The 21,211-nt window shown below is 66.0% G+C and carries 21 protein-coding genes; 20 read left to right on the top strand and 1 reads right to left on the bottom strand.

Annotated elements, in window-relative coordinates; genetic code table 11:
* The first annotated feature begins 501 nt into the window (after positions 1-501).
* Entirely contained in the window at positions 502-831 is a 330-nt protein-coding gene (locus CR156_RS09725; protein WP_100552696.1) for a hypothetical protein, read from the top strand.
* Here the strand turns inward: CR156_RS09725 and CR156_RS09720 are convergent.
* Entirely contained in the window at positions 825-1,229 is a 405-nt protein-coding gene (locus tag CR156_RS09720) for a ribonucleotide reductase subunit alpha (protein ID WP_089235854.1), read from the bottom strand. The two genes, CR156_RS09725 and CR156_RS09720, sit on opposite strands and share 7 nt — an antisense overlap.
* Positions 1,230-1,423: 194 nt before the next feature.
* On the opposite strand from CR156_RS09720, the gene moaA reads away from it, so the two are divergent.
* From moaA to CR156_RS09625, 19 genes are all read left to right on the top strand, one after another.
* The gene (gene moaA, locus CR156_RS09715) at positions 1,424-2,404 is read left to right on the top strand and encodes a GTP 3',8-cyclase MoaA (protein WP_100552695.1); all 981 of its coding nucleotides are present in this window, start codon (positions 1,424-1,426) and stop codon (positions 2,402-2,404) included.
* Positions 2,405-2,412: 8 nt separating this feature from the next.
* Positions 2,413-3,411: a bifunctional molybdenum cofactor biosynthesis protein MoaC/MoaB gene (moaCB, locus tag CR156_RS09710; protein WP_100552694.1), complete on the top strand. Its 999-nt coding sequence runs from the start codon at positions 2,413-2,415 to the stop codon at positions 3,409-3,411.
* Positions 3,408-4,661 carry a molybdopterin molybdotransferase MoeA gene (locus CR156_RS09705; RefSeq protein ID WP_100552693.1) on the top strand — a complete coding sequence of 418 codons (1,254 nt, stop codon included), beginning with the start codon at positions 3,408-3,410 and terminating at the stop codon, positions 4,659-4,661. Before moaCB ends, CR156_RS09705 begins: the two co-directional genes overlap by 4 nt.
* Complete coding sequence (locus CR156_RS09700; protein ID WP_100552692.1) at positions 4,661-4,921, top strand: MoaD/ThiS family protein; 261 nt, start codon at positions 4,661-4,663, stop codon at positions 4,919-4,921. Before CR156_RS09705 ends, CR156_RS09700 begins: the two co-directional genes overlap by 1 nt.
* Positions 4,922-4,924: 3 nt before the next feature.
* Positions 4,925-5,404 (top strand): molybdenum cofactor biosynthesis protein MoaE, encoded by a 480-nt coding sequence (locus CR156_RS09695; protein WP_100552691.1) that lies wholly within the window; start codon positions 4,925-4,927, stop codon positions 5,402-5,404.
* 93 nt (positions 5,405-5,497) lie between these two features.
* Entirely contained in the window at positions 5,498-6,046 is a 549-nt protein-coding gene (mobA, locus tag CR156_RS09690) for a molybdenum cofactor guanylyltransferase (protein WP_279324076.1), read from the top strand.
* The gene (locus CR156_RS09685) at positions 6,043-6,408 is read left to right on the top strand and encodes a hypothetical protein (RefSeq protein WP_100552689.1); all 366 of its coding nucleotides are present in this window, start codon (positions 6,043-6,045) and stop codon (positions 6,406-6,408) included. The genes mobA and CR156_RS09685 overlap by 4 nt, the downstream gene beginning before the upstream one ends.
* Before the next feature lie 144 nt (positions 6,409-6,552).
* Positions 6,553-7,971, top strand: coding sequence for a NarK family nitrate/nitrite MFS transporter (locus CR156_RS09680; RefSeq protein ID WP_033831277.1), 1,419 nt, complete (start codon positions 6,553-6,555; stop codon positions 7,969-7,971).
* A gap of 69 nt (positions 7,972-8,040) precedes the next feature.
* The gene (locus CR156_RS09675; RefSeq protein ID WP_100552688.1) at positions 8,041-11,784 is read left to right on the top strand and encodes a nitrate reductase subunit alpha; all 3,744 of its coding nucleotides are present in this window, start codon (positions 8,041-8,043) and stop codon (positions 11,782-11,784) included.
* Complete coding sequence (narH, locus tag CR156_RS09670) at positions 11,784-13,328, top strand: nitrate reductase subunit beta (protein WP_100552687.1); 1,545 nt, start codon at positions 11,784-11,786, stop codon at positions 13,326-13,328. The genes CR156_RS09675 and narH overlap by 1 nt, the downstream gene beginning before the upstream one ends.
* Entirely contained in the window at positions 13,328-14,008 is a 681-nt protein-coding gene (gene narJ / locus CR156_RS09665; protein WP_100552686.1) for a nitrate reductase molybdenum cofactor assembly chaperone, read from the top strand. The genes narH and narJ overlap by 1 nt, the downstream gene beginning before the upstream one ends.
* The gene (narI, locus tag CR156_RS09660) at positions 14,005-14,712 is read left to right on the top strand and encodes a respiratory nitrate reductase subunit gamma (protein ID WP_100552685.1); all 708 of its coding nucleotides are present in this window, start codon (positions 14,005-14,007) and stop codon (positions 14,710-14,712) included. Before narJ ends, narI begins: the two co-directional genes overlap by 4 nt.
* Before the next feature lie 3 nt (positions 14,713-14,715).
* Positions 14,716-15,615 carry a peptidylprolyl isomerase gene (locus CR156_RS09655; RefSeq protein ID WP_099818662.1) on the top strand — a complete coding sequence of 300 codons (900 nt, stop codon included), beginning with the start codon at positions 14,716-14,718 and terminating at the stop codon, positions 15,613-15,615.
* Positions 15,616-15,639: 24 nt separating this feature from the next.
* A complete protein-coding gene (locus tag CR156_RS09650) occupies positions 15,640-16,971 on the top strand; it encodes an MFS transporter (RefSeq protein ID WP_100552684.1) in 1,332 nt (443 codons plus the stop codon).
* Positions 16,972-17,068: 97 nt separating this feature from the next.
* Positions 17,069-18,283 (top strand): coproporphyrinogen III oxidase, encoded by a 1,215-nt coding sequence (locus tag CR156_RS09645; protein WP_100554130.1) that lies wholly within the window; start codon positions 17,069-17,071, stop codon positions 18,281-18,283.
* Between the two features lie 11 nt (positions 18,284-18,294).
* A complete protein-coding gene (locus tag CR156_RS09640) occupies positions 18,295-19,071 on the top strand; it encodes a helix-turn-helix domain-containing protein (RefSeq protein WP_089235841.1) in 777 nt (258 codons plus the stop codon).
* A 20-nt stretch (positions 19,072-19,091) separates the two neighbouring features.
* Entirely contained in the window at positions 19,092-19,835 is a 744-nt protein-coding gene (modA, locus tag CR156_RS09635; protein WP_100552683.1) for a molybdate ABC transporter substrate-binding protein, read from the top strand.
* Between the two features lie 3 nt (positions 19,836-19,838).
* On the top strand, positions 19,839-20,522 hold the full coding sequence (modB, locus tag CR156_RS09630) for a molybdate ABC transporter permease subunit (protein ID WP_089235839.1): 684 nt from the start codon (positions 19,839-19,841) through the stop codon (positions 20,520-20,522).
* Positions 20,512-21,180: a sulfate/molybdate ABC transporter ATP-binding protein gene (locus CR156_RS09625; RefSeq protein ID WP_100552682.1), complete on the top strand. Its 669-nt coding sequence runs from the start codon at positions 20,512-20,514 to the stop codon at positions 21,178-21,180. The genes modB and CR156_RS09625 overlap by 11 nt, the downstream gene beginning before the upstream one ends.
* Positions 21,181-21,211 lie beyond the last annotated feature (31 nt).

The raw sequence follows: 21,211 nt of genomic DNA, 5'->3' as shown, positions 1-21,211 counted from the left end.
GGTTCGAATCCGGGTTGACCTCAAGCCGGCGGGCGCGAACGCCCCCACGCACCGCCCGCCATAGCCGGCAGACGGATTGCCAGCCGGCGCCACGGAATGTGGACGCCGACTGGCAAGCGCAATCACTCAAGGTCAACACGGGATTCGAAACCCGGCCACCCGTTTTCGGTGGCACGCCATCTGAGCCCGCGTCGCTGTGCAATGCCAATCAGAAGAGTTGCAAATAGCTCACGATTGGAGACGCTTTCGGCATTGAACCACGCTGTTAAGTACCGGCAGCGCTGATTGCCGCGATGATCCACCGCGACCAGGCAATCTGCGACAGGTGTCGTGGTTGGGTGCATGGAGTGAGCAGGACGGCCGGGGCGAAGGCGACATCACCGTGAACCCGGATGCATTCCGCCGGGCACGACCCGGCGCTACCGATTGCGTCGTGCCTTGACGTTCCCAGCCACCGAGCGCAGGCTTGCCCAGCACGTTTCCTAAACACAAAGGAGACTTATGACAGCCACCGCGTCTCTGCACCCCACGCCCGACACCCAAGGCCGTTCACGCCTCTGGAACGTCTTCTGGCTGCAGGGGGTCATTCCCAGCAACATTCTCTGGGCCGTTGCCCTCTGGGGCCTGGCCAACCAGCGCACCACACTGGTGCTGGCGGTGTTCGCCGTGCTGCTGCTCTACACCGGCTGGATCATCCCCGCGGTCTGGCGCGCAGCACCTACCGCGCGCACCCCGAACCTGGGCGTTGCTGCGCGCGGGCTGACCGTGGCCTGGGGCCTGAACACGGTGCTGGTGATCTTCTTCCTGACCCTGCAGCTGGTGGCTCAATAGAACTGGATCGGCTCACCGCTGCGGTCGAAGGCGGCGAAGCGGCCGATCTGGCCGTCGTTGATGGCGTTGACCATCAGCCGCAGCGGGCGCGTGGCCTCGTCGGTGGTGGGTGCGAAGCCCGCACGTCCATCCATTGCCGCCACGAACACCATGTCCCACTCCACACCGGTGGTGGTGGACTCGCTGGCCAACGCCTGGAAGCTGGGCACCTCGGCCGGCAGCTTGTCCACGCACAGCACCGGCGACAGGGTGCCGCCTTCGCGGCGGTCATGCCGGTCACGCTGGTCGTCGGTGGGCGATTCGGGCAGGTCGGCGCGGGCGAATACGAACAGCAGGCGTTGCGGTTCGGCCTGTTCGCCGGCGGCCTGCAGCAATTGCTGGAAATCGTTCATCATCATGATGGCTGTCACACGCACACGGCACGGAAAGCCGCATGCTGCCACAACGCCCGCGCGGCGTGGCCGGCGGCGATTGATTTAAGTCATCCCGTTGCCAATGCCTGCCGCGTAGGCTGGCGTCAGTCTCAGCAGGCGAGGGTATCCGGGCCGTTCCGGGCACAGGCAAGACGGTGGAACAACAAGGTGGACCAGCCATGAGCCAACTCACCGACGGATTCGGGCGCAGCTTTCCCTACCTGCGCCTGTCGTTGACCGAGGCCTGCAACTTCCGTTGCAGTTATTGCCTGCCCGATGGCTACCAGGCCGATGGCCGCCCGCGCTTCCTGGCGGTGGACGAGATCGCGCGCCTGGTGCGCGCGTTTGCCATGCTGGGGATGACCAAGATTCGTCTTACCGGTGGTGAGCCCAGCCTGCGCAAGGACCTGGACGAAATCATCGCCACGGTGGCGGCCGTGCCGGGCATCCGCAAGGTGGCCATCACCACCAACGGCACGCTGCTGCCGCGTCGCCTGCCGGGCTGGCACCGCGCCGGCCTGACCGCGCTGAACGTGAGCATGGACAGCCTGCAGCGCGAGCGCTTCAGCACCATCACCGGCCACGACCGCCTGCCGGAAATCCAGCAGGGGCTGGAGATGGCGCAGGCACTGGGCCTGCCCGCCATCAAGCTCAATGCAGTGCTGCTGCGCGGCCTGAACGACGACGAGCTGCCGAAGTGGATGGACTTCCTGCGCGACCGTCCCTTCAGCGTGCGCTTCATCGAACTGATGCGTACTGGCGACAACGAAGCCTATTTCCAGCGGCACCACCTGCGTGCCGAACACGTGATCGACCAGCTGCATGCCGCCGGTTGGCACGAGCGCCCGCGCGCGGCCGATGCCGGCCCGGCGCGTGAATTCAGCCACCCGCAGCATCGCGGCACGGTGGGCATCATCGCTCCGTATTCGCGTGACTTCTGCAAGGGCTGCAACCGCCTGCGGGTGACCGCCAAGGGCGACCTGCGGCTGTGCCTGTTCGGCGAATTCGGCGTGCCACTGCGCCCGCTGCTGCAGAGCGACGATGACCAGGACGCGCTGCTGGCACGCATCACCACACAGCTTGGCCTGAAAGCGGCCGGGCACGGATTGCATCAGGGCCAGACCGGGTTGACCCCGCACCTGGCGTCGATCGGAGGATGAGGAACACGATGAGTGGTGAATTGAACGCGGCCTTCCACATGGCCGATGTGCGCGACAAGCGCGTTACCCGCCGCCGCGCGGTGGCGGTGGGCGAGCTGAATGCCGGACCGGTGGCCTACCCGCTGATTGTCGAGCGCCGCCTGCCCAAGGGCGACGCGCTGGTGATGGCCGAGATTGCTGGCTTGCAAGGCGCGAAGATGGCCTCGATGCTGATGCCGCTGTGCCACCCGCTGCCGCTGGAACTGGTGCAGGTGTACTGCGCGCCGGTGCCGGAACGGCAGTCGATCCGCGTGTGGTGCGAGTGCGCCAGCGAGGCCCGCACCGGTGTGGAGATGGAAGCATTGGCCGGGGTGAACGCCGCACTGCTGACCCTGTACGACCTGAGCAAGCCGGTGGAGCCGGCACTGCGCATCGAGGGCATCCGTCTGCTGTTCAAGGAAGGCGGCAAGCGCGGCCTGTGGCTGCATCCTGATGGCATGGAGGATGGTGAGCGCGAGCGCTTCAGGCCGCGTCCGCCGAAGGGCTTGAACGGTGCTGCCTGCGCGGTGATCACGCTGAGCGATCGCGCGAGCGAGGGCACGTATGCCGACGAGTCCGGGCCGAAGCTGGTGAGCGGGCTGCAGTCGCTCGGTGGCGAGGTGGTGGCTGCCGAGGTACTGCCCGATGGCGTCGAACCGCTTGCAGGTCGCCTGCGTGCGCTGGCGGGCGAGGGCGTACGCCTGTGCCTGTGTACCGGCGGCACCGGGCTGGGCCCGCGCGACCTGACCCCGGAGGCGCTGCGTTCGTTGAACGCGCGACCGGTGCATGGCCTGGCGCAGATGGTGCGCGCGTTGAGTGCGCAGCACACGCCGATGGCCTGGCTGAGCCGTGCCGAGGTGGTGCAGCTGGATGACATGCTGGTATTTGCACTGCCGGGCAGCCCGCGCGCGGCTGCGCAGTGCCTGGACATTCTGGCGCCGGTGCTGGGCCACGCGCTGGCGATGGTCGATGGCGGTGGCCACGCATGATCGCCTACAGCGAAGCGCTGCAGCACCTGATGGAGGCAGCCACATCGCTGCCGGCCGAGCGCCTGACACTGCATGAGGCGGGTGGTCGCATCCTGGCCACGGACATCATCAGCGGGCAGTCGCTGCCGCCGTTCGACAATTCGGCGATGGACGGCTTCGCGCTGCGCGCCAATGGCACGCCCTTCGAAAGCGGTACCGGGTTTGCGGTGCAGGGCTGGCAGGCCGCAGGCGATGCCGGTGCTGAGGGCGGCGAGGGCGCATGGGAAATCATGACCGGCGCGCGCATGCCCGTCGGGCTGGATACGGTGGTGCCGATCGAGAACGTTGAGATCCTCGCCAGCGAGGATGGCCGGCCGACCCGCATTGCGTTGAAGAGCGCGGTGAAGCCTGGCCAGAACGTGCGTCTGCGTGGACAGGACGTGGAAGAAGGCGAGCGCGTGCTGCAGGCCGGGCAGGCGCTGGACATCAATGCACGCACCCTGCTGCATGCGATCGGCGTGGCCGAGGTGGCGGTGGTGGCACGGCCGAAGGTCGCTGTCATTGCCACCGGCAAGGAGCTGGTGACCGAAGCGGCGCAGGCGCTGGACTCCGGACAGATCCGTGACAGCAACCGGCCCTATCTGGCTGGCCGCCTGCAGGCCGCCGGTGCCGAGGTGGTGTGGCAGGGCACGGTGGGCGATGAGGTGGCTGCCTTTGATGCCGTGCTGGATGACGCGCTGGCGGCAGGGGCACAGGTGCTGGTGAGTACCGGCGCGGTGTCGGCCGGCCGCTACGACTTCATTCCCGATGCGCTGCGCGCGCGTGGCGCCCGCATCGTGTTCCACAAAGTGGCGATCCGCCCGGGCAAGCCGCTGTTGTTTGCAGTGCTGCCCAATGGCGCGCTGTATTTCGGTCTGCCCGGCAACCCGGTGTCGGCGGCAGTGGGGCAGCGCTTCTTCGTTGAACCGGTGCTGCGGCGCCTGCTGGGCCTGGCCGCCGAGCCGCTGCTGCACCTGCCGTTGCAGGCCGACGTGCGCAAGCCGCCGGGCCTGCGCTTCCACGCGCGGGCGCGGGTGGAAGTGGACGCGCAGGGGCGCTTGAGCGCACGCGTGCTGGCCGGCCAGGAATCGTTCCGTTTGAAATCCATGCTGCAGGCCAACGCCTGGGTGGTGCTGGAGGGCGAGGGTGACCTGGCCACGGCCGGCACACCGGTGCGCGTGCAGGGCTGGGGCCATCAGGACCCGCTGCAGCTGGCGACCCAGGAGTCATGATGAAACAGGTGAATCTGCAGTTGTTCGGTGCGTTTTCCGATCTGGATGCCAGCCGCGAGATCGCGCTGGAGGTGGCCGGCGGCACCGTGGCCGATCTGCGCCAGGCGTTGCGTGAGCTGTTGCCGGTGCGCTTTCCCGGTTTCCGCGCCGGGTTGCTGGACTATTCGGCTTTTGCCGACCAGCAGCGCGTGCTGCGTGACCACGACGCGCTGCCCGCCGATGGCAAGGTGGCGATCCTGCCGCCGGTGAGTGGGGGCTGAGCGATGAGCAACGTGACTGCGAAAGTGGTGGACCGCGCGCAGCGCGCCATCGATCCGGCCGAGGGCATCGCAGCGGTGTCCGACCCGGCATTCGGCGGCATCGATGTGTTCATCGGCAAGGTGCGCGACTTCAATGTGGGGCGGCCCGTGACCGGCATCACCTACGACCTGTTCGAACCGCTGGTGCTGAACGAGATCCAGCGCGTGGCGGCGGAGATCGAGGCGACGTTCGGGCCGAAGCTGAAGTTGTACGTGGCACATGCCAAGGGCCGCTTGGGCATTGGCGATGTGGCGGTGGTGGTGGCCGCAGGCAGCCCGCACCGTGATGAAGCGTTCCGCGCGTGCCGGCAGCTGATCGAGGCGGTGAAACACCAGTGCCCGATCTGGAAACAGGAACATTACGAAGACGGCGACAGCGAGTGGAGCGAAGGCTGCACGCTATGCCACGCCGACAGTGAACCGGCACATGAGCACCACCATTGACCCCAGTAGATCCACGCCATGCGTGGATGGGGCCTTCCCGTCGCGCCCGGCAGGGGCAGCCACGCATGGCGTGGCTCTACTGGAGTTTTCCGCGTGAACACGACCATCGCCGGCATCGTGCTGGCCGGTGGCCTGTCCAGCCGCATGGGCCGCGACAAGGCGCTGCTGCCCTGGCAGGGGCGCACGCTGCTGGAGCACATGCGCGGCACGTTGCGGCTGGCCGGGGCAGACCGTGTTTGGGTGAGCGGACGCTACCCGGCCTTCGGCGGCGTGCCCGACCAGATCACACGGTGCGGGCCGCTGGGCGGCCTGTTCAGCGTGGCAATGCAGATGCCCGATGGCCCCGCTTGGGTGGTGCCGGTGGATACGCCCCGTCTGACCCCGGATCTGCTGCGGCAATTGCGTGACGGGCATCGCAGCGCTTGCACGATCTTTGACGGGCATCCGCTTCCGATGCTGTTTAATGTGGACAATGAAAGTCGCACGATCCTCGAAAACATGATCCACGATCCCCTCGGTCCGCGTTCCCTGCAGGCCCTGCAACACCGGCTGGACGCGCAGACCCTGCGCCTGGCCCACGCTGATGAAAGCGCCCTGGTCAACTGCAATACCCCCACCCAATGGGAGGACGTTGCCTCATGAAGGTGCAGCTGCAAGAACAGACAATGCGCCTGCGCCTGGACGAAGCCGAACTGGCCCAGCTGCTGGCCGGTGAGACGGTGGAGAACGTGACCCGGTTCGGCGGCAGTGGCGGCTGGGGTACGGCTGTTTCGCTGCATGGTGGCGAATCGGCCGTGCTGCTCGACAGCGGTACCGATTGCCGGCTGGTGCTGCCACGGTCATCGGTGGAGGATCTTGCCGGGCGCCTGCCGTGCCGCGATGGCTTGGCCTCTGCGCTGTATCTGGATGACGGCACCACGCTGCAGCTGCAGTTCGATGTGGATGTGCGCGACAGCGTGCGCCAGCGCGGGGTGACGCGCCGCAGTTCCGCATCATCGGTTTGACATTTGTCAGGGGCGAGGGGGAAACCCGCGCCTGATTGATCCAGATCAACCCCGTCGTTACTGCTGCACGGCCTAATGGCTGCATGACGACGGGTTACAACTTGAAAGCAGTACCCACGTCATTCCACAGCCTTGGAGCCATGTATGACCGTCGGTAGCGATCCTGTTGTCCGCAGCACTGCCAGTCCTGGTCGCGTCATCAGCGACTGGACGCCGGAAGATCCCGGCTATTGGGAGCGCACCGGCAAGCGGGTCGCCACCCGCAACCTGGTCATCTCCATTCCCTCGCTGCTGCTGGCCTTCTCGGTCTGGGTACTGTTCTCGGCGGTGACCATCAGCCTGCCGAAGATCGGCTTCGGCTTCAGCACCGATCAGTTGTTCTGGCTGGTGGCACTGCCCAGCCTGTCCGGCGCGACGCTGCGCATCTTCTATTCGTTCGTGATTCCGATCTTTGGCGGTCGCCGATGGACGGCGCTGTCCACCGCATCACTGCTGGCACCGACGATCTGGCTTGGCTTTGCGGTGCAGAACCCGGCGACGCCTTACTGGGTGTTCGTGGTGATTGCGATCCTGTGTGGCTTTGGTGGGGCGAACTTCTCCTCGTCGATGTCCAACATTTCCTTCTTCTATCCCAAGCAGAAGCAGGGCCTGGCGCTGGGCCTGAATGCCGGCCTGGGCAATGTCGGCGTGTCGGTGGCACAGGCGGTGATCCCGCTGGTGATCACGGTGGGCGTGTTTGGTGCCCTCGGTGGTGCACCGCAGCCGGTGGTGGAGGGGGGTGCTCCGCTGTACCTGCAGAATGCCGGCTTCATCTGGGTGCCGGCCATTGCGATCTGCGCGGTGGCGGCCTGGTTCGGCATGAATGACCTGACCAGCGCCCGCTCCTCGTTCGCCGAACAGGCGGTGATTTTCCGCCGCAAGCACAACTGGCTGATGTGCTGGTTGTACATCGGCACCTTCGGTTCCTACATCGGTTTCTCGGCCGGCTTCCCGATGCTGGTGAAGAGCCAGTTCCCCGCCGTGAACCCGCTGGCCTACGCCTTCATCGGCCCGTTGCTGGGTGCGCTGATGCGCTCGGTGGGCGGCAGCATGGCTGACCGCTGGGGCGGTGCGCGGCTGACGTTCTGGGTGTTCGCGCTGATGATCGCAGCGGTGTTCGGCGTGCTGCATTTCCTGCCCAGCGATGGCCAGGGCGGCAATTTCTACGGCTTCCTCTTCAGCTTCATGGCGCTGTTCGTGCTCAGTGGCATCGGCAACGGCACCACCTTCCGCATGATCCCGGTGATCTTCCGCACGCTGCATGAGCGCCTGTCGGCAGGTGCCAATGCGGAAGGCAAGGCCGCGTCGGCGCACCAGGCCAGCATCGAGTCGGCCGCGGTCGTGGGCTTCTCCGGTGCGATCGGTGCCTACGGCGGCTTCTTCATTCCCAAGAGCTACGGCTCTTCGATCACGTTGACCGGCAGCCCCGACATGGCGCTGTACGGGTTCGTCGTTTTCTATGTCACCTGCCTGGCCGTGACCTGGTGGTGGTACTACCGGCGCGGCGCAGAGACGCCTTGCTGACATGAAAACGCACCGCAGCCAGATGACACACACAGCCACGATGCAGATGTCCGCAAAGGGAGACCCCCGATGAGTTATTTCCTTGATCGCTTGCAGTTCTTCAAGCGTGACCCCCAGCCCTTTGCCGATGGCCATGGGTTTGCCAAGAGCGAAGGCCGTGACTGGGAGAACAGTTACCGCCAGCGCTGGCAGTACGACAAGATCGTGCGTTCAACCCACGGTGTGAACTGCACCGGTTCGTGCAGTTGGAAGATCTACGTCAAGAATGGCCTGGTGACCTGGGAAACCCAGCAGACCGATTACCCGCGCACGCGCCCGGACCTGCCCAACCACGAACCGCGTGGCTGCCCGCGTGGCGCCAGCTATTCCTGGTACCTCTACAGCGCCAACCGACTGAAGTACCCGCTGATCCGCGGCACGCTGCTGCGCCTGTGGCGCGAAGCGCGCAGGACCCAGGGGCCAGTGGATGCGTGGGCCAGCATCGTGGAGGACAAGGAAAAGGCGCGCTCGTACAAGACCCGGCGCGGCATGGGTGGTTTCGTGCGGCTGAACTGGGAAGAGGCCAACGAGATCATCGCGGCCTCCAACCTGTATACGGTGAAGCAGTACGGACCGGACCGCGTGGTCGGCTTCTCGCCGATTCCGGCGATGTCGATGGTGTCCTACGCCGCCGGTGCGCGTTACCTGTCGCTGCTGGGCGGTGCCTGCCTGTCCTTCTATGACTGGTATTGCGATCTGCCGCCGGCTTCGCCGCAGGTCTGGGGCGAGCAGACCGACGTGCCCGAATCGGCTGACTGGTACAACAGCCGCTACATCATCGCCTGGGGCTCGAACGTGCCGCAGACGCGTACACCCGATGCGCACTTCTTCACCGAGGCGCGCTACAACGGCACCAAGACGGTCTCGATCTGCCCGGACTATTCCGAGCTGGCCAAGCTGACCGATCACTGGCTGCACCCGAAGCAGGGCACCGACGCCGCGTTGGCGTTCGCCTTTGGTCACGTGATCCTGCGCGAGTTCCATGTCGATTCACCGTCGCAGTACTTCCAGGACTACTGCCGCCAGTACTCGGACATGCCGATGCTGGTGCGCCTGGAGCGTCGCGCCGACGGCCGCCTGGTGGCCGGGCGTTTCCTGCGCGCCAGTGAGCTGGGTGGATTGGGCGAGGCCAACAACCCGGACTGGAAGACCCTCGCTTACGACGAGACCAGTGGCCAGATCGTGGTGCCGAACGGTTCGATCGGTTTCCGCTGGGGCGAAAAGGGTCGCTGGAACATCGAGGAGAAGGCCAGCAACGGGGCGGATACGCGCCTGCGCTTGAGCCTGTCCGATGCCAACGATGGCATCGAGGCGGTCAGCTTCCCGTATTTCGGTGGCATCGAGAGTGACGGCTGGACGGCCGCCCCGGCCGAGGAAGTACTGGACCGCAACATCCCGGTGCGCCGCCTGGCCACGGCCGATGGCAGCGAGACCCTGGTGGCGACGGTCTATGACCTGCTGCTGGCGCAGTACGGCGTGGACCGCGGTTTCGGCGGCGCCAATGTCGCCACGAGCTTCGATGAGAACGTGCCGGGCACGCCGGCCTGGCAGGAACGCATCACCGGCGTGCCGCGTGGCGAGGTGATCGAGATCGCCCGCGAGTTCGCGCGTACCGCCGACAAGACCCATGGCCGCTCGATGATCATCGTCGGCGCGGGCATGAACCACTGGTTCCACAACGACATGAACTACCGCGGCCTGATCAACATGTTGATCATGTGCGGTTGCGTGGGCCAGACCGGTGGCGGCTGGGCGCACTACGTGGGCCAGGAAAAGCTGCGCCCGCAGACCGGCTGGCAGCCGCTGGCGTTCGGCCTGGACTGGAGCAAGCCGCCGCGCCATATGAACGGTACGTCGTTCTTCTACTTCAACACCGGGCAGTGGCGCTACGAGAAGCTGCAGGTGGACGAGCTGCTGTCACCGCTGGCCGACGCCAGCAAGTACAGCGGCAGTCTGGCCGACCTGAACCTGCGCGCCGTGCGCATGGGCTGGTTGCCATGCGCGCCGCAGCTTGACCGCAATCCGCTGCAGCTGGTGCGCGAGGCCGAAGCGGCCGGCGTGGCCCCTGCCGATTACGCACTGGGCAAGTTCAAGGACGGTTCGCTGGACTTCGCCTTTGCCGATCCGGACGCGCAGCAGAACCACCCACGGATGATGTTCATCTGGCGCTCGAACCTGCTGGGTTCGTCGGGCAAGGGCCACGAGTACATGCTGCGGCACCTGCTGGGTACCCGCCACGGCCTGCAGGGCAAGGACCTGGGCGAGATGGGGGCGGTGAAGCCGGAGGAAGTGAAGTGGCGCGACGAGGCGCCGGAAGGCAAGCTCGACCTGCTGGTGACGCTGGACTTCCGCATGTGTACCACCGCGTTGTATTCGGACATCGTGCTGCCGACGGCCACCTGGTACGAGAAGGACGATCTCAACACCTCGGACATGCATCCGTTCATCCATCCGCTGTCGAAGGCGGTGGACCCGGCGTGGGAATCGCGCAGTGACTGGGACATCTTCAAGGAGGTTGCGCGCACCGTAAGCGAAATGGCGCCCGGCGTGCTGGGGGTGGAGAAGGACCTGGTGCTGGTGCCGACCCTGCACGACACCCCCAACGAGCTGGGCATGCCGTTCGGCGTGGCCGACTGGAAGAAGGGCGAGTGCGAGGCCATCCCCGGCCAGACCATGCCGTCGATGACGGTGGTGGAGCGCGATTACCCGAACCTGTATCGCAAGTTCACCTCGCTGGGGCCGCTGCTGGACAAGCACGGCAATGGTGGCAAGGGCATGAACTGGGACACGAAGCACGAGGTGGAGTTCCTCGGCAAGTTGAACCACACCGTGCACGAGGAGGGCGTCAGCCAGGGCCGGCCGGCCATCTCGACCGCGATCGACGCGGCCGAAGTGATCCTGCACCTGGCCCCGGAAACCAATGGCCATGTGGCGGTGAAGGCCTGGGAATCGCTGGGCGGCTTCACCGGCCGCGAGCACACCCATCTGGCGGTGGGCAAGGAGCACGAGGCGATCCGCTTCCGTGACATCCAGGCGCAGCCGCGCAAGATCATCTCCTCGCCGATCTGGTCCGGGCTGGAAGACGACAACGTCAGCTACAACGCGGGCTACACCAATGTGCACGAGCTGATTCCGTGGCGCACGGTGACCGGCCGCCAGCAGTTCTACCAGGACCATGAGTGGATGATCGACTTCGGCGAGGCCTTCATGAGCTACCGGCCGCCGGTCAACACCCGCACCATCGAGCCGCTGCTCAACCAGCGCTCGAACGGCAACAAGGAGATCGTGCTGAACTGGATCACCCCGCACCAGAAGTGGGGCATCCACAGCACCTACAGCGACAACCTGATCATGCAGACGCTGTCGCGCGGTGGCCCGATCGTGTGGATCAGCGAGGACGACGCGCACAGTGCCGGCATCGTTGACAACGACTGGATCGAGCTGTTCAACGTCAACGGCGCGATCGCCGCACGTGCGGTGGTCAGCCAGCGCGTGATGCCGGGCATGGCGATGATGTACCACGCCCAGGAACGCATCATCAACGTACCGGGTTCGGAGATTTCCGGTACCCGCGGCGGCATCCACAACTCGGTGACCCGCATCGTGCTCAAGCCGACCCACATGATCGGTGGCTACGCGCAGCTGGCCTACGGTTTCAACTACTACGGCACCTGCGGCACCAACCGCGACGAGTTCGTGATCGTGCGCAAGATGGACAAGGTGGATTGGCTGGATGGCGAGGCCGTCCCGGCCGCCGCCAAGGAGGTGGTGTGATGAAGGTCCGTGCACAGATCGCGATGGTGCTGAACCTGGACAAGTGCATCGGCTGCCACACCTGCTCGATCACCTGCAAGAACGTCTGGACCTCGCGCGAGGGTGTCGAGTACGCCTGGTTCAACAACGTTGAAACCAAGCCGGGCATCGGCTATCCGAAGGAATGGGAAAACCAGGAGAAGTGGAACGGCGGCTGGGTGCGTACCGGCAGCGGCAAGCTGGTGCCACGCGCTGGCGGTCGCTGGCGGATGCTGGCCAAGATCTTCGCCAACCCGGACCTGCCGCAGATCGACGATTACTACGAGCCGTTTGACTTCGACTACCAGAACCTGCACACCGCCAAGGACAGCCAGCACCAGCCGACCGCAAGGCCGCGCTCGCTGATCAGTGGCGAGCGCATGCAGAAGATCGAGTGGGGCCCGAACTGGGAGGAGATCCTGGGCTCGGAGTTCAGCAAGCGCTCGCGAGACTACAACTTCAATGAAGTGCAGAAGGAGATCTACGGCGCCTTCGAAAAGACCTTCATGATGTACCTGCCGCGCCTGTGCGAGCACTGCCTGAACCCGGCGTGCGTGTCGGCGTGCCCATCGGGCGCGATCTACAAGCGCGAAGAAGACGGCATCGTGCTGATCGACCAGGACAAGTGCCGTGGCTGGCGCATGTGCGTGTCGGCATGCCCGTACAAGAAGATCTATTACAACTGGAAGAGCGGCAAGTCTGAGAAGTGCATCTTCTGCTACCCGCGCATCGAGATGGGTGAGCCGACGATCTGTTCGGAAACCTGTGTCGGCCGCATCCGCTACCTGGGCGTGATGCTGTACGACGCCGACCGCATTGCCGAGGCCGCATCGGTGGCCGCCGAAAAGGATCTGTACCAGGCCCACCTGGACATCTTCCTGGACCCGCATGACCCGGCGGTGATTGCCGCCGCACGTGCGGAAGGCATTCCGGACAGCTGGCTGGAATCGGCCAAGCAGTCGCCGGTCTACAAGATGGCCATCGACTGGAAGCTAGCCCTGCCGCTGCACCCGGAGTACCGCACGCTGCCGATGGTCTGGTATGTGCCGCCGTTGTCGCCGATCCAGTCGGCCGCCGAACGTGGCCGCATCGGCATGAGTGGCGAGTTGCCGGACGTGGCCTCGCTGCGCATTCCGGTGCGCTACCTGGCCAACATGCTGACGGCCGGTGACGAGGCACCGGTGGTGCGTGCGCTGGAACGCCTGATGGCGATGCGCGCCTGGCGCCGGGCCAAGAACGTGGACGGCGTTGAGGACACCGCTGTGCTGGACCAGGCCGGACTGACCGTGGCCCAGGTTGAAGAGATGTACCGCTACCTGGCCATTGCCAACTACGAGGACCGTTTCGTGATTCCCAGCGCTCACCGCGAGTACGCCAACGACGCGTTCGGCGAACGCGGCGGCTGCGGCTTCACCTTCGGCAACGGCTGCAACGGCGACAGCCCGGCCGACCTGTTCGGGCAGCGCAAGAGCACCAGCTTCGTGGTGAACAACGGGCCCAACCACCGCCGCAAGGAGGTGGTCTGATGAGCGTTCTGAAGCTGGTGGGGGTGCTGCTGGATTACCCCCGCGAGGAACTGTGGCAGCACGGCGGGGAACTGCTGGCGGCCTGTGACGAGGTGGCACTGACGCCGACGCGGCGCAGGCAGCTGCGCGGCTTCGTGCAGCAGTTGCTGGACAGCGATCCGCTGGATGCGCAGGCCGCGTGGCTGGCAACCTTCGACCGCGGCCGTTCGATGAGCCTGCTGCTGTTCGAACACATCCACGGCGAATCGCGTGACCGTGGCCAGGCCATGGTCGATCTGGTGGAAACCTACCGCAAGCACGGCTTCGAGCTGGATGCACGCGAACTGCCGGACTACCTGCCGCTGTTGCTGGAGTTCCTGGCGCATCGTCCTGAGGCAGAGGCGCGGGAGTGGCTGCACCACATCGGCCACATCGCCGGGATGCTGGCCGCGCGCGCCGCCGAGCGCGAGCTGCCACATGTGCCGCTGCTGGAGATCCTGGTGGAGGCCGGCGACGGCAAGGTCAACCTGGAGGCGCTGCGGCAACGCGCCAGCGAAGAGCCCCGCGACGATACGGCCGAGGCGATGGACAAGCTGTGGGAAGAGGAAGCCGTGCGTTTCGGCGCCGAAGCTCCTGCCGAAGACTGCAAGCCACCGACACGCTCACCGGCCCGCCCTGTGCATCGAGAGGTCCAGCCATGAACTACTACCTGCATCAATTCGCTTTCCAGTACTACCCATACATCGCCGTGGCGGTGCTGCTGATCGGCAGCTGGGCGCGCTATGACAAGGCCATGTACACCTGGCGCACCGGTTCCAGCCAGATGCTGTCGGACAAGGGCATGCGGATCGGCAGCAACTGCTTCCACATCGGCATCCTGGCCATCCTGGGTGGTCATCTGGTGGGCCTGCTGACCCCACACGTGGTGTACGAGCACTTCATCACCTCCTCGCAGAAGCAGATGCTGGCGATGGTGGTGGGCGGCGTGTTCGGTGCGTTGTGCTTCATCGGCATCAGCATCCTGCTGGTGCGCCGCCTGACCAACGCCCGCGTGCGCGCCACCGGCAGCTTCGGCGACACCCTGGTGCTGGTGCTGCTGTTCGCCCAGCTCTGTCTTGGCCTGTACAGCATCCGCGTGTCGGCTGGACATCTGGACGGTGGGGTGATGGTGCAGCTGGCCGAGTGGGCGCAGCACATCGTGACCTTCCGTGCCGGTGCCGCTGACTACATCGAGGGCGTCAGCTGGGTCTACAAGATGCACATCTTCCTGGGCCTGACCCTGTTCCTGATCGCGCCGTTCACCCGTCTGGTGCACGTCTGGAGCATTCCGGTCAGCTATCTGTGGCGGCCATACCAAGTGGTGCGCCGTCGCCAGGCGGCGCTGCGTTACGGACCGCGGGAGTAAGCCATGGGCAGCCTGCCGAAGTTCCTGCCGATCACCGTGATCGATTCCACCCAGCCTGTTCCGGCCGAGGCCCACCAGCACCAGCATGACGGGGCAGAGCAGGGTCCGCGCTCGCTTGGGCAACCGGCACCGTGCCGGTTGTTCGTGGAGGACACGGCGATCAGCGAGGCCGACATCGCCCGCGAGATGCAACACCATCGGGCGCTGCGCCCGGAACAGTCGCGTGCCGAGGCGGCACGCGCACTGGTGGTGCGTGAACTGCTGCGATTGGAAGCACAGCGCCTGGGCCTGCTGGCGCCAGCCGGCGGCCGGGTAAGCGATGAGGAAGTGCTGATCCAGCAACTGCTGGAAGACGCAATTGAAGACCGGGTGCCGACCGACGAGGACTGCCAACGGTATTTCGAACAGAACCCGGAACGATTCCGCTCGCCGGACCGCGTGCGCCTGCGCCATATCCTGCTGGCCGCGCCGGCCGATGATGTGGCCGGGCGCCTGGAGGCGCGCACCGAGGGCGAGCGCTTGGCCAATGAACTGAAGGAAGCGCCGCACCTGTTCGCCGACTTCGCCCTGCGCCATTCGCGCTGCCCGTCGAGCAGCGAGGGCGGTGACCTGGGTTGGCTGCAGCGTGGGCAGACCACGCCGGAGTTCGATCGCCAGGTGTTCCGCCTGCGCGAGGGCCTGGCCGGCTTCCCGGTGGAATCACGCTGGGGCTACCACGTGGTCAGCATCGATGGGCGCGAGGAAGGGCAGCCGCTGCCGTTCGACGCAGTGCTGCCACAGATCCGTGACTACCTGGAGCTGCAGGTGCGCCAGCGCGAAGTGCAGGCCTACCTGTTGCAGCTGCAGGAGCGCTACCCGGTACGCGGGCTGGATGAGATCGAAGCCGAAGCCGAAATCGGCTGACCCACTCTTGAGGAAGGAGGTTGCATGAACCAGGCCCTTGCCCCCGCCAGTGCCGGGCAGCAGCAGCGTGCGCTGTGGCTGAGCACGTTCGCGTTCACCGTGTGCTTTGCGGTGTGGATGATCTTCTCCATCATCGGTATCCAGATCAGCGAGCAGCTGGGCCTGACCGACACCCAGTTCGGCCTGCTGATCGCCACCCCGGTGCTGACCGGCTCGGTCAGCCGTGTGTTCCTGGGCATCTGGTCCGACCAGTTCGGTGGCCGCAAGGTGATGGCGCTGGTGATGCTGTGTGGCGCGGTCGCCACCTGGATGCTGACCCATGCGCACACCTACCCGCAATTCCTGTTCGCCGCGTTGTGCGTGGGCATTGCCGGTGGCAATTTTTCGGTAGGCGTGGCCTACGTGTCCAAGTTCTTCCCGGCCAGCAAGCAGGGCACGGCGCTGGGCATCTTCGGTGCCGGCAACATCGGTGCGGCAGTCACCAAACTGCTGGCGCCGATGGTGATGGTGGCGGCGGGCTGGATGATGGTGGCCAAGGTGTGGGCAGTGGCACTGGCGATCACGGCGGTGCTGTTTTTCCTGTTCAGCAAGGAAGACCCCTCGCTGGAGAAGCGGCGCCGTGATGGGGTGAAGCCGGTGCCGTTCGCAGAACAGATGGCACCGTTGAAGAATCTGCAGGTATGGCGGTTCTCGTTGTATTACTTCTTCGTGTTCGGTGGCTTCGTGGCACTGGCGCTGTGGCTGCCGCATTACCTGGTGGGCGCGTACGGCATGGACGTCGGCACCGCCGGCATGCTGGCCGCGTGCTATTCGATCCCGGCCAGCCTGTTCCGCGTGGTGGGCGGCTGGATGTCGGACCGGATGGGGGCGCGCCGGGTGATGTACTGGACCTTCGGCGTCTCGGCCATCTGTACGTTCCTGCTGGCCTACCCCGATACCGAGTACGTGGTGAAGGGCATCCATGGTCCGATCCACTTCCACCTGGCCATTGGCGTGGTGATGTTCACCGTGCTGGTGTTCGTGCTGGGCTTCTTCATGTCACTGGGCAAGGCTGCGGTCTACAAGCACATCCCGGTGTATTACCCCCGGCACGTGGGGGCGGTGGGCGGCGTGGTGGGCATGATCGGTGGCCTTGGTGGCTTCATCCTGCCGATCGTGTTCGGTGCGTTGAACGATGCGCTGGGTATCTGGAGCAGCTGTTTCATGCTGCTGTTCGTGGTGGTGTCCGCCGCGCTGGCGTGGATGCACTTCGCCATCCGCCGGATGGAGCGTCGACACTTCCCGCAGATCGATCGCGAGACCGACCTGCCGGAGGCCATCGATGCGGCGGCGGTCGATCGTGCGCGCGGCACCTGAATGGTGGTGCCGGCCGCTGGCCGGCAACCTCAGGGCAATGCGTCACGCTTGATTTCGATCAGGGCTGTGCGAAGAGGAACGCGCGAGGATGACCGCCATGAGCTTCCATGTTGATGCGAGCGAGGACACTGCGCTGCAGGCGGCATTGCTGCGGCAACCCCGCCACGTGCTGTTTCCGCCGCCCGACCAGTTCAGTGCCGGCTTCGGTGAAAGCGGCTGGCGTGCCGCCGTGCGCGCCAGCAACGAGCACCTGATTCCGCGTGGACTGACGCTGGGTTTCCAGACCGGCCGCATGGGCCGCGACGTGCCGGCCGAACGCTATCTGGACACGTTGCTGGCCGCGTTGCGCCTGCAGGCTGATGTTCTGGCCGAGGACCGTGAGGTGGTGGCGATGGTGCTGCAGCTGGGCCTTGCCGAAGCACTGCCGCCGGCGCTGCTGGGGCAGTTGCTGGATGCAGTGCCGCGGCACCTGCGCACCGTGGCCCGGCCGCAGGTGGAGGTGCGGCTGGATGCCGGCAGCGCCGTGGCGCCGGCACAACTGCGCGCGGTGGGCTGCACCCGGCTGAACGTGATCGATCGTGCCGATGCACCTGGCCCGGCAGTGCTGGCGCAGGCGCGCGACGCGGGCTTTACCGCGCGCTACTACCAGTTGCGTGTACCTGCGGCGGAGGATGCGGGATTCATCGGGCGATTGCAGGCCGTGCTGGCAGATGCGCCCGAGCGCGTGCTGCTGCCGGCGCCATGCGCGCTGCCTGAGCATCCCTCATCGGAACGCTGGCTGCAGGCGTGGCGATTGCTGCGCGAGGCGGGCTATGTGGGTATCGGTGGTGACCATCACCAGCGCGGCGACCTGCCGGATCCGAACGGCCCGGGTGACGGTCAGCGTCATTGCGATCTGGCCGGCGTGCCGCGCCGCGATCGCAGCGATTTCATCGGCATCGGCCTTGCGGCATGCAGCCAGATCGGTGAGGTGTTCTACCGGACGGAAGATGACCTGGCGCGCTGGCAGGCCCGCCTGCACGCGGGGCATATGGGCGTGGCCGCGGGCCTGATCCTGTCCGAGGGGGAACGCCTGGCTGCCGAGGTCGCGCAGAGCATCGCCTGCGACCATGCGCTGGATGCTGCCGCCTTCGAGTGGCGCAATGATGTTCCGTTCGATGAATGCTTCGCCGAGACCCTGCCCGCACTCGCACCGCTGCTCGCGCGTGGCTGGGCGCGCTGGGACGGCGGCGTGCTTCGCCTGGCCGAGGAAGGGCGGTTGCTGTGGCGTATGATGGCCGCATGCTTCCGGCCGGCGGCCGCCATCGCTTGAGTGCTGTCCCGATGTCTTCGACTCCGCCTTCCCAGGCCAGACCCGGCCGCACCACGCCGAATCCCGCCGCCGCCGATGATGGCGATGCGCTGCATTTCTGCAGCACCTGTGCCTTCTCCGATGCGTGCATGTCGCAGGGCTATGACAAGACGGCGCTGGGCGAACTGCATGTGCTGGTTGACCATGTAGGGCCGTTCCATGCGGGCGACTACATTTTCCGCGCGGGAGAGGCCTTCGATTCCATCGCGGCGGTGCGCGCAGGCATGGTCAAGACCTTCGTCGATGACAGCCAGGGCAACGAACAGGTGCTGGGCTTTGCGCTGCCGGGCGAGGTGATCGGGCTCAACGCGATTCATGGCTCGCGTTTCCCCTGCAACGCGGTGGCACTGGATACGGTGCACCTGTGCCGCATTTCGTTCCCCAAGTTGAGCCTGCTGGCCACCCGCATGCCGGGGCTGCAGGCGAAGCTGTTCAGCCTGCTCAGTGCGGAGATTGGCAAGGTCGCCACGCTGGCGGCCAACCACCGCACCGAAGAGCGGATGGCGGCGTTCCTGCTGGATATGTCGGCCCGTTATGCACGGCGTGGTTTTTCCGCGACCCGCTTCAACCTGACCATGGCCCGCACCGAGATCGCCAACTATCTGCGGATGGCGCCGGAGACGGCCAGCCGGGTGCTGCGGCGGCTGAGCGATGACGGTGTGATTGCGGTGAAGCAGCGCGAGATCCTGCTGTTGCAACCCGACCGGCTGGCGGCGCTGGCCGTTGCAGATGAGAACGACCCCGATTGAACCTGGCCTGGGAGGCGACGATGAAGCGATGCGCAATGGTGTTTCTGGGGCTGCTGGTCTCGCTGCCTGCGTGGGCGGGCAACCTGACCGTGTCGGCGGCATCCAGCCTGACCGAGAGCTTCCGCGAGCTGGGCGCCGCCTATGAGAAGGCAAACCCGGGCAGCAAGGTCGACTTCAACTTTGCTGCTTCCGGCGTGCTGCTGCAGCAGATCGCGCGGGGCGCGCCGGTGGATGTGTTCGCCTCGGCCGATGAAACAACGATGGACCAGGCGGCGCAGCAGAAGCTGCTGGCAGCGGGTACGCGTGCGGTCTTCGCAGTGAACGCGCTGTGGGTGGTGGTGCCGCCGCAGGCGAAGGCGCCGCCGCGCGCACTGGCCGATCTGGCGGGTGCCGGCGTGCAGCGCATTGCACTGGGCAACCCGGACAGCGTGCCGGTGGGCCGCTACGCGCAGGGTGCGCTGCAGGCCGCAAAGCTGTGGCCGGCAGTGCAGGGCAAGGTGATCAGTACGCAGAACGTGCGGCAGTCGCTGGATTACGTGGCACGGGGCGAGGTGGATGCGGGCTTTGTCTACGCTACCGACGCGCAGGCGATGCCGGATCGCGTGCGGCGCGCGTTCGACGTTCCGGTTGCCGGACGCATCGCCTATCCGCTCGCGGTGGTGCAGGCCAGCACGCAGCCGGTGGAAGCCAAGCGCTTCGCGGCGTTCGTTCGCTCGGCGCAGGGCCAGGCGATCCTGCAGAAGCACGGGTTCGGCAAGCCCTGACGGATGGACCTGGACTGGAGTGCACTGGGGTTGTCGTTGAAGGTGGCCGGCTGGGCCACCGCGATCAATCTCGTAGCAGGCGTGGCACTTGGCGCGCTGCTGGCGCGACGGCGCTTTCCCGGCCGCGAACTGCTGGATTCGATACTGACCCTGCCGATGGTGCTGCCACCGACGGTGCTGGGCTACTACCTGCTGGTGCTGATCGGGCGCAATGGCCCGATCGGTGCCTGGCTGCAGTCGTGGTTCGGTATCAACCTGGTATTTACCTGGCAGGCGGCGGTGATCGCTGCCGCGGTAGCGTCACTGCCGCTGGTGTTCAAGCCGGCACGCGCCGCATTCGAAGAAGTGGATGGTCAGTTGGAGCAGGCCGCGCGCACGCTGGGCGTGTCCGAAGCCGCGGTGTTCTTCCGCATTACCCTGCCGCTGGCATGGCGCGGAATTCTGGCTGGCCTGCTGCTGGCGTTCGCACGGGCGATGGGTGAGTTCGGCGCCACGCTGATGGTGGCCGGCAGCATTCCGGGCCGCACGCAGACCTTGTCGATCGCCATCTATGAAGCGGTGCAGGCGGGGCAGGATGGCAAGGCGAATGCGCTGGTGATCCTGACGTCGGTGGTATGCATCGTGATCCTGCTGCTGGCCGCACGGCTGGTGGGCGGGCGCCGCCGGGAGCTGCGCGATGTGGCTTGACCTGCAGGTGCAGCGGCGATTGCAGGCATCCGGCCAGACCTTCGAACTGGACGTGGCACTGCAGTGTAAGCAGCGGCAGGTGGTGCTGTTCGGGCCCTCGGGCGCCGGCAAGAGCCTGACGCTGAAAGCGGTGGCCGGTCTGTTGCGCCCGGAGCACGGACATGTGCGCCTGCACGGGCAGGCGTTGTTCGATGCAGGTGCTGGGATTGATCTGCCACCGCAGCGTCGTCGCTTGGGATATGTGTTCCAGGATTACGCGCTGTTCCCGCACCTGAGCGTGCGCCAGAACGTGGCGTTCGGGCTTGAGCGGGGTTGGTTGAATCCGCGGCGCGGGACCCGTATCGAGGCAGTTGAGCAGTGGTTGCAGGCGTTCCGTATCGAGCATGTGGCGGATCTGCTGCCGTCACAGGTATCCGGTGGCCAGCGCCAGCGTACGGCGTTGGCACGAGCGCTGGTGACCCGGCCGCAGGCCTTGCTGCTGGACGAGCCGTTCGCAGCGCTCGACCACGACCTGCGCCAGCACCTGCGACAAGAGCTGGAAACCGTGCTGGATGAAACCGGTATTCCGCTGCTGCTGATCAGCCACGATCCGCAGGACGTAGCGGTGTTCGGCCAGCAGGTAGCGCGCGTGGTGGATGGGCGAATCGTCGGCGATTGACCTGTGATGGTAGTGCCGGCCGCTGGCCGGC

It is taken from the genome of Stenotrophomonas lactitubi (assembly GCF_002803515.1).
Taxonomy (GTDB): Bacteria; Pseudomonadota; Gammaproteobacteria; order Xanthomonadales; family Xanthomonadaceae; genus Stenotrophomonas; species Stenotrophomonas lactitubi.
Note: the sequence above shows the minus strand (reverse complement) of the source record. Positions and strands in the feature narration are given on the sequence as shown.

Excerpts from the sequence above, each read along its gene's own strand:
- CR156_RS09675 (WP_100552688.1), top strand. The coding sequence starts at position 8,041 with ATGAGTTATTTCCTTGATCGCTTGCAGTTCTTCAAGCGTGACCCCCAG.
- moaA (WP_100552695.1), top strand. The coding sequence starts at position 1,424 with ATGAGCCAACTCACCGACGGATTCGGGCGCAGCTTTCCCTACCTGCGC.
- CR156_RS09700 (WP_100552692.1), top strand. The coding sequence starts at position 4,661 with ATGAAACAGGTGAATCTGCAGTTGTTCGGTGCGTTTTCCGATCTGGAT.
- CR156_RS09685 (WP_100552689.1), top strand. The coding sequence starts at position 6,043 with ATGAAGGTGCAGCTGCAAGAACAGACAATGCGCCTGCGCCTGGACGAA.
- narJ (WP_100552686.1), top strand. The coding sequence starts at position 13,328 with ATGAGCGTTCTGAAGCTGGTGGGGGTGCTGCTGGATTACCCCCGCGAG.
- modB (WP_089235839.1), top strand. The coding sequence starts at position 19,839 with ATGGACCTGGACTGGAGTGCACTGGGGTTGTCGTTGAAGGTGGCCGGC.
- moaCB (WP_100552694.1), top strand. The coding sequence starts at position 2,413 with ATGAGTGGTGAATTGAACGCGGCCTTCCACATGGCCGATGTGCGCGAC.
- CR156_RS09680 (WP_033831277.1), top strand. The coding sequence starts at position 6,553 with ATGACCGTCGGTAGCGATCCTGTTGTCCGCAGCACTGCCAGTCCTGGT.
- CR156_RS09650 (WP_100552684.1), top strand. The coding sequence starts at position 15,640 with ATGAACCAGGCCCTTGCCCCCGCCAGTGCCGGGCAGCAGCAGCGTGCG.
- CR156_RS09625 (WP_100552682.1), top strand. The coding sequence starts at position 20,512 with ATGTGGCTTGACCTGCAGGTGCAGCGGCGATTGCAGGCATCCGGCCAG.
- CR156_RS09645 (WP_100554130.1), top strand. The coding sequence starts at position 17,069 with ATGAGCTTCCATGTTGATGCGAGCGAGGACACTGCGCTGCAGGCGGCA.
- CR156_RS09705 (WP_100552693.1), top strand. The coding sequence starts at position 3,408 with ATGATCGCCTACAGCGAAGCGCTGCAGCACCTGATGGAGGCAGCCACA.
- narI (WP_100552685.1), top strand. The coding sequence starts at position 14,005 with ATGAACTACTACCTGCATCAATTCGCTTTCCAGTACTACCCATACATC.
- CR156_RS09720 (WP_089235854.1), bottom strand. The coding sequence starts at position 1,229 with ATGATGATGAACGATTTCCAGCAATTGCTGCAGGCCGCCGGCGAACAG.
- narH (WP_100552687.1), top strand. The coding sequence starts at position 11,784 with ATGAAGGTCCGTGCACAGATCGCGATGGTGCTGAACCTGGACAAGTGC.
- modA (WP_100552683.1), top strand. The coding sequence starts at position 19,092 with ATGAAGCGATGCGCAATGGTGTTTCTGGGGCTGCTGGTCTCGCTGCCT.
- CR156_RS09655 (WP_099818662.1), top strand. The coding sequence starts at position 14,716 with ATGGGCAGCCTGCCGAAGTTCCTGCCGATCACCGTGATCGATTCCACC.
- CR156_RS09725 (WP_100552696.1), top strand. The coding sequence starts at position 502 with ATGACAGCCACCGCGTCTCTGCACCCCACGCCCGACACCCAAGGCCGT.
- CR156_RS09695 (WP_100552691.1), top strand. The coding sequence starts at position 4,925 with ATGAGCAACGTGACTGCGAAAGTGGTGGACCGCGCGCAGCGCGCCATC.
- CR156_RS09640 (WP_089235841.1), top strand. The coding sequence starts at position 18,295 with ATGTCTTCGACTCCGCCTTCCCAGGCCAGACCCGGCCGCACCACGCCG.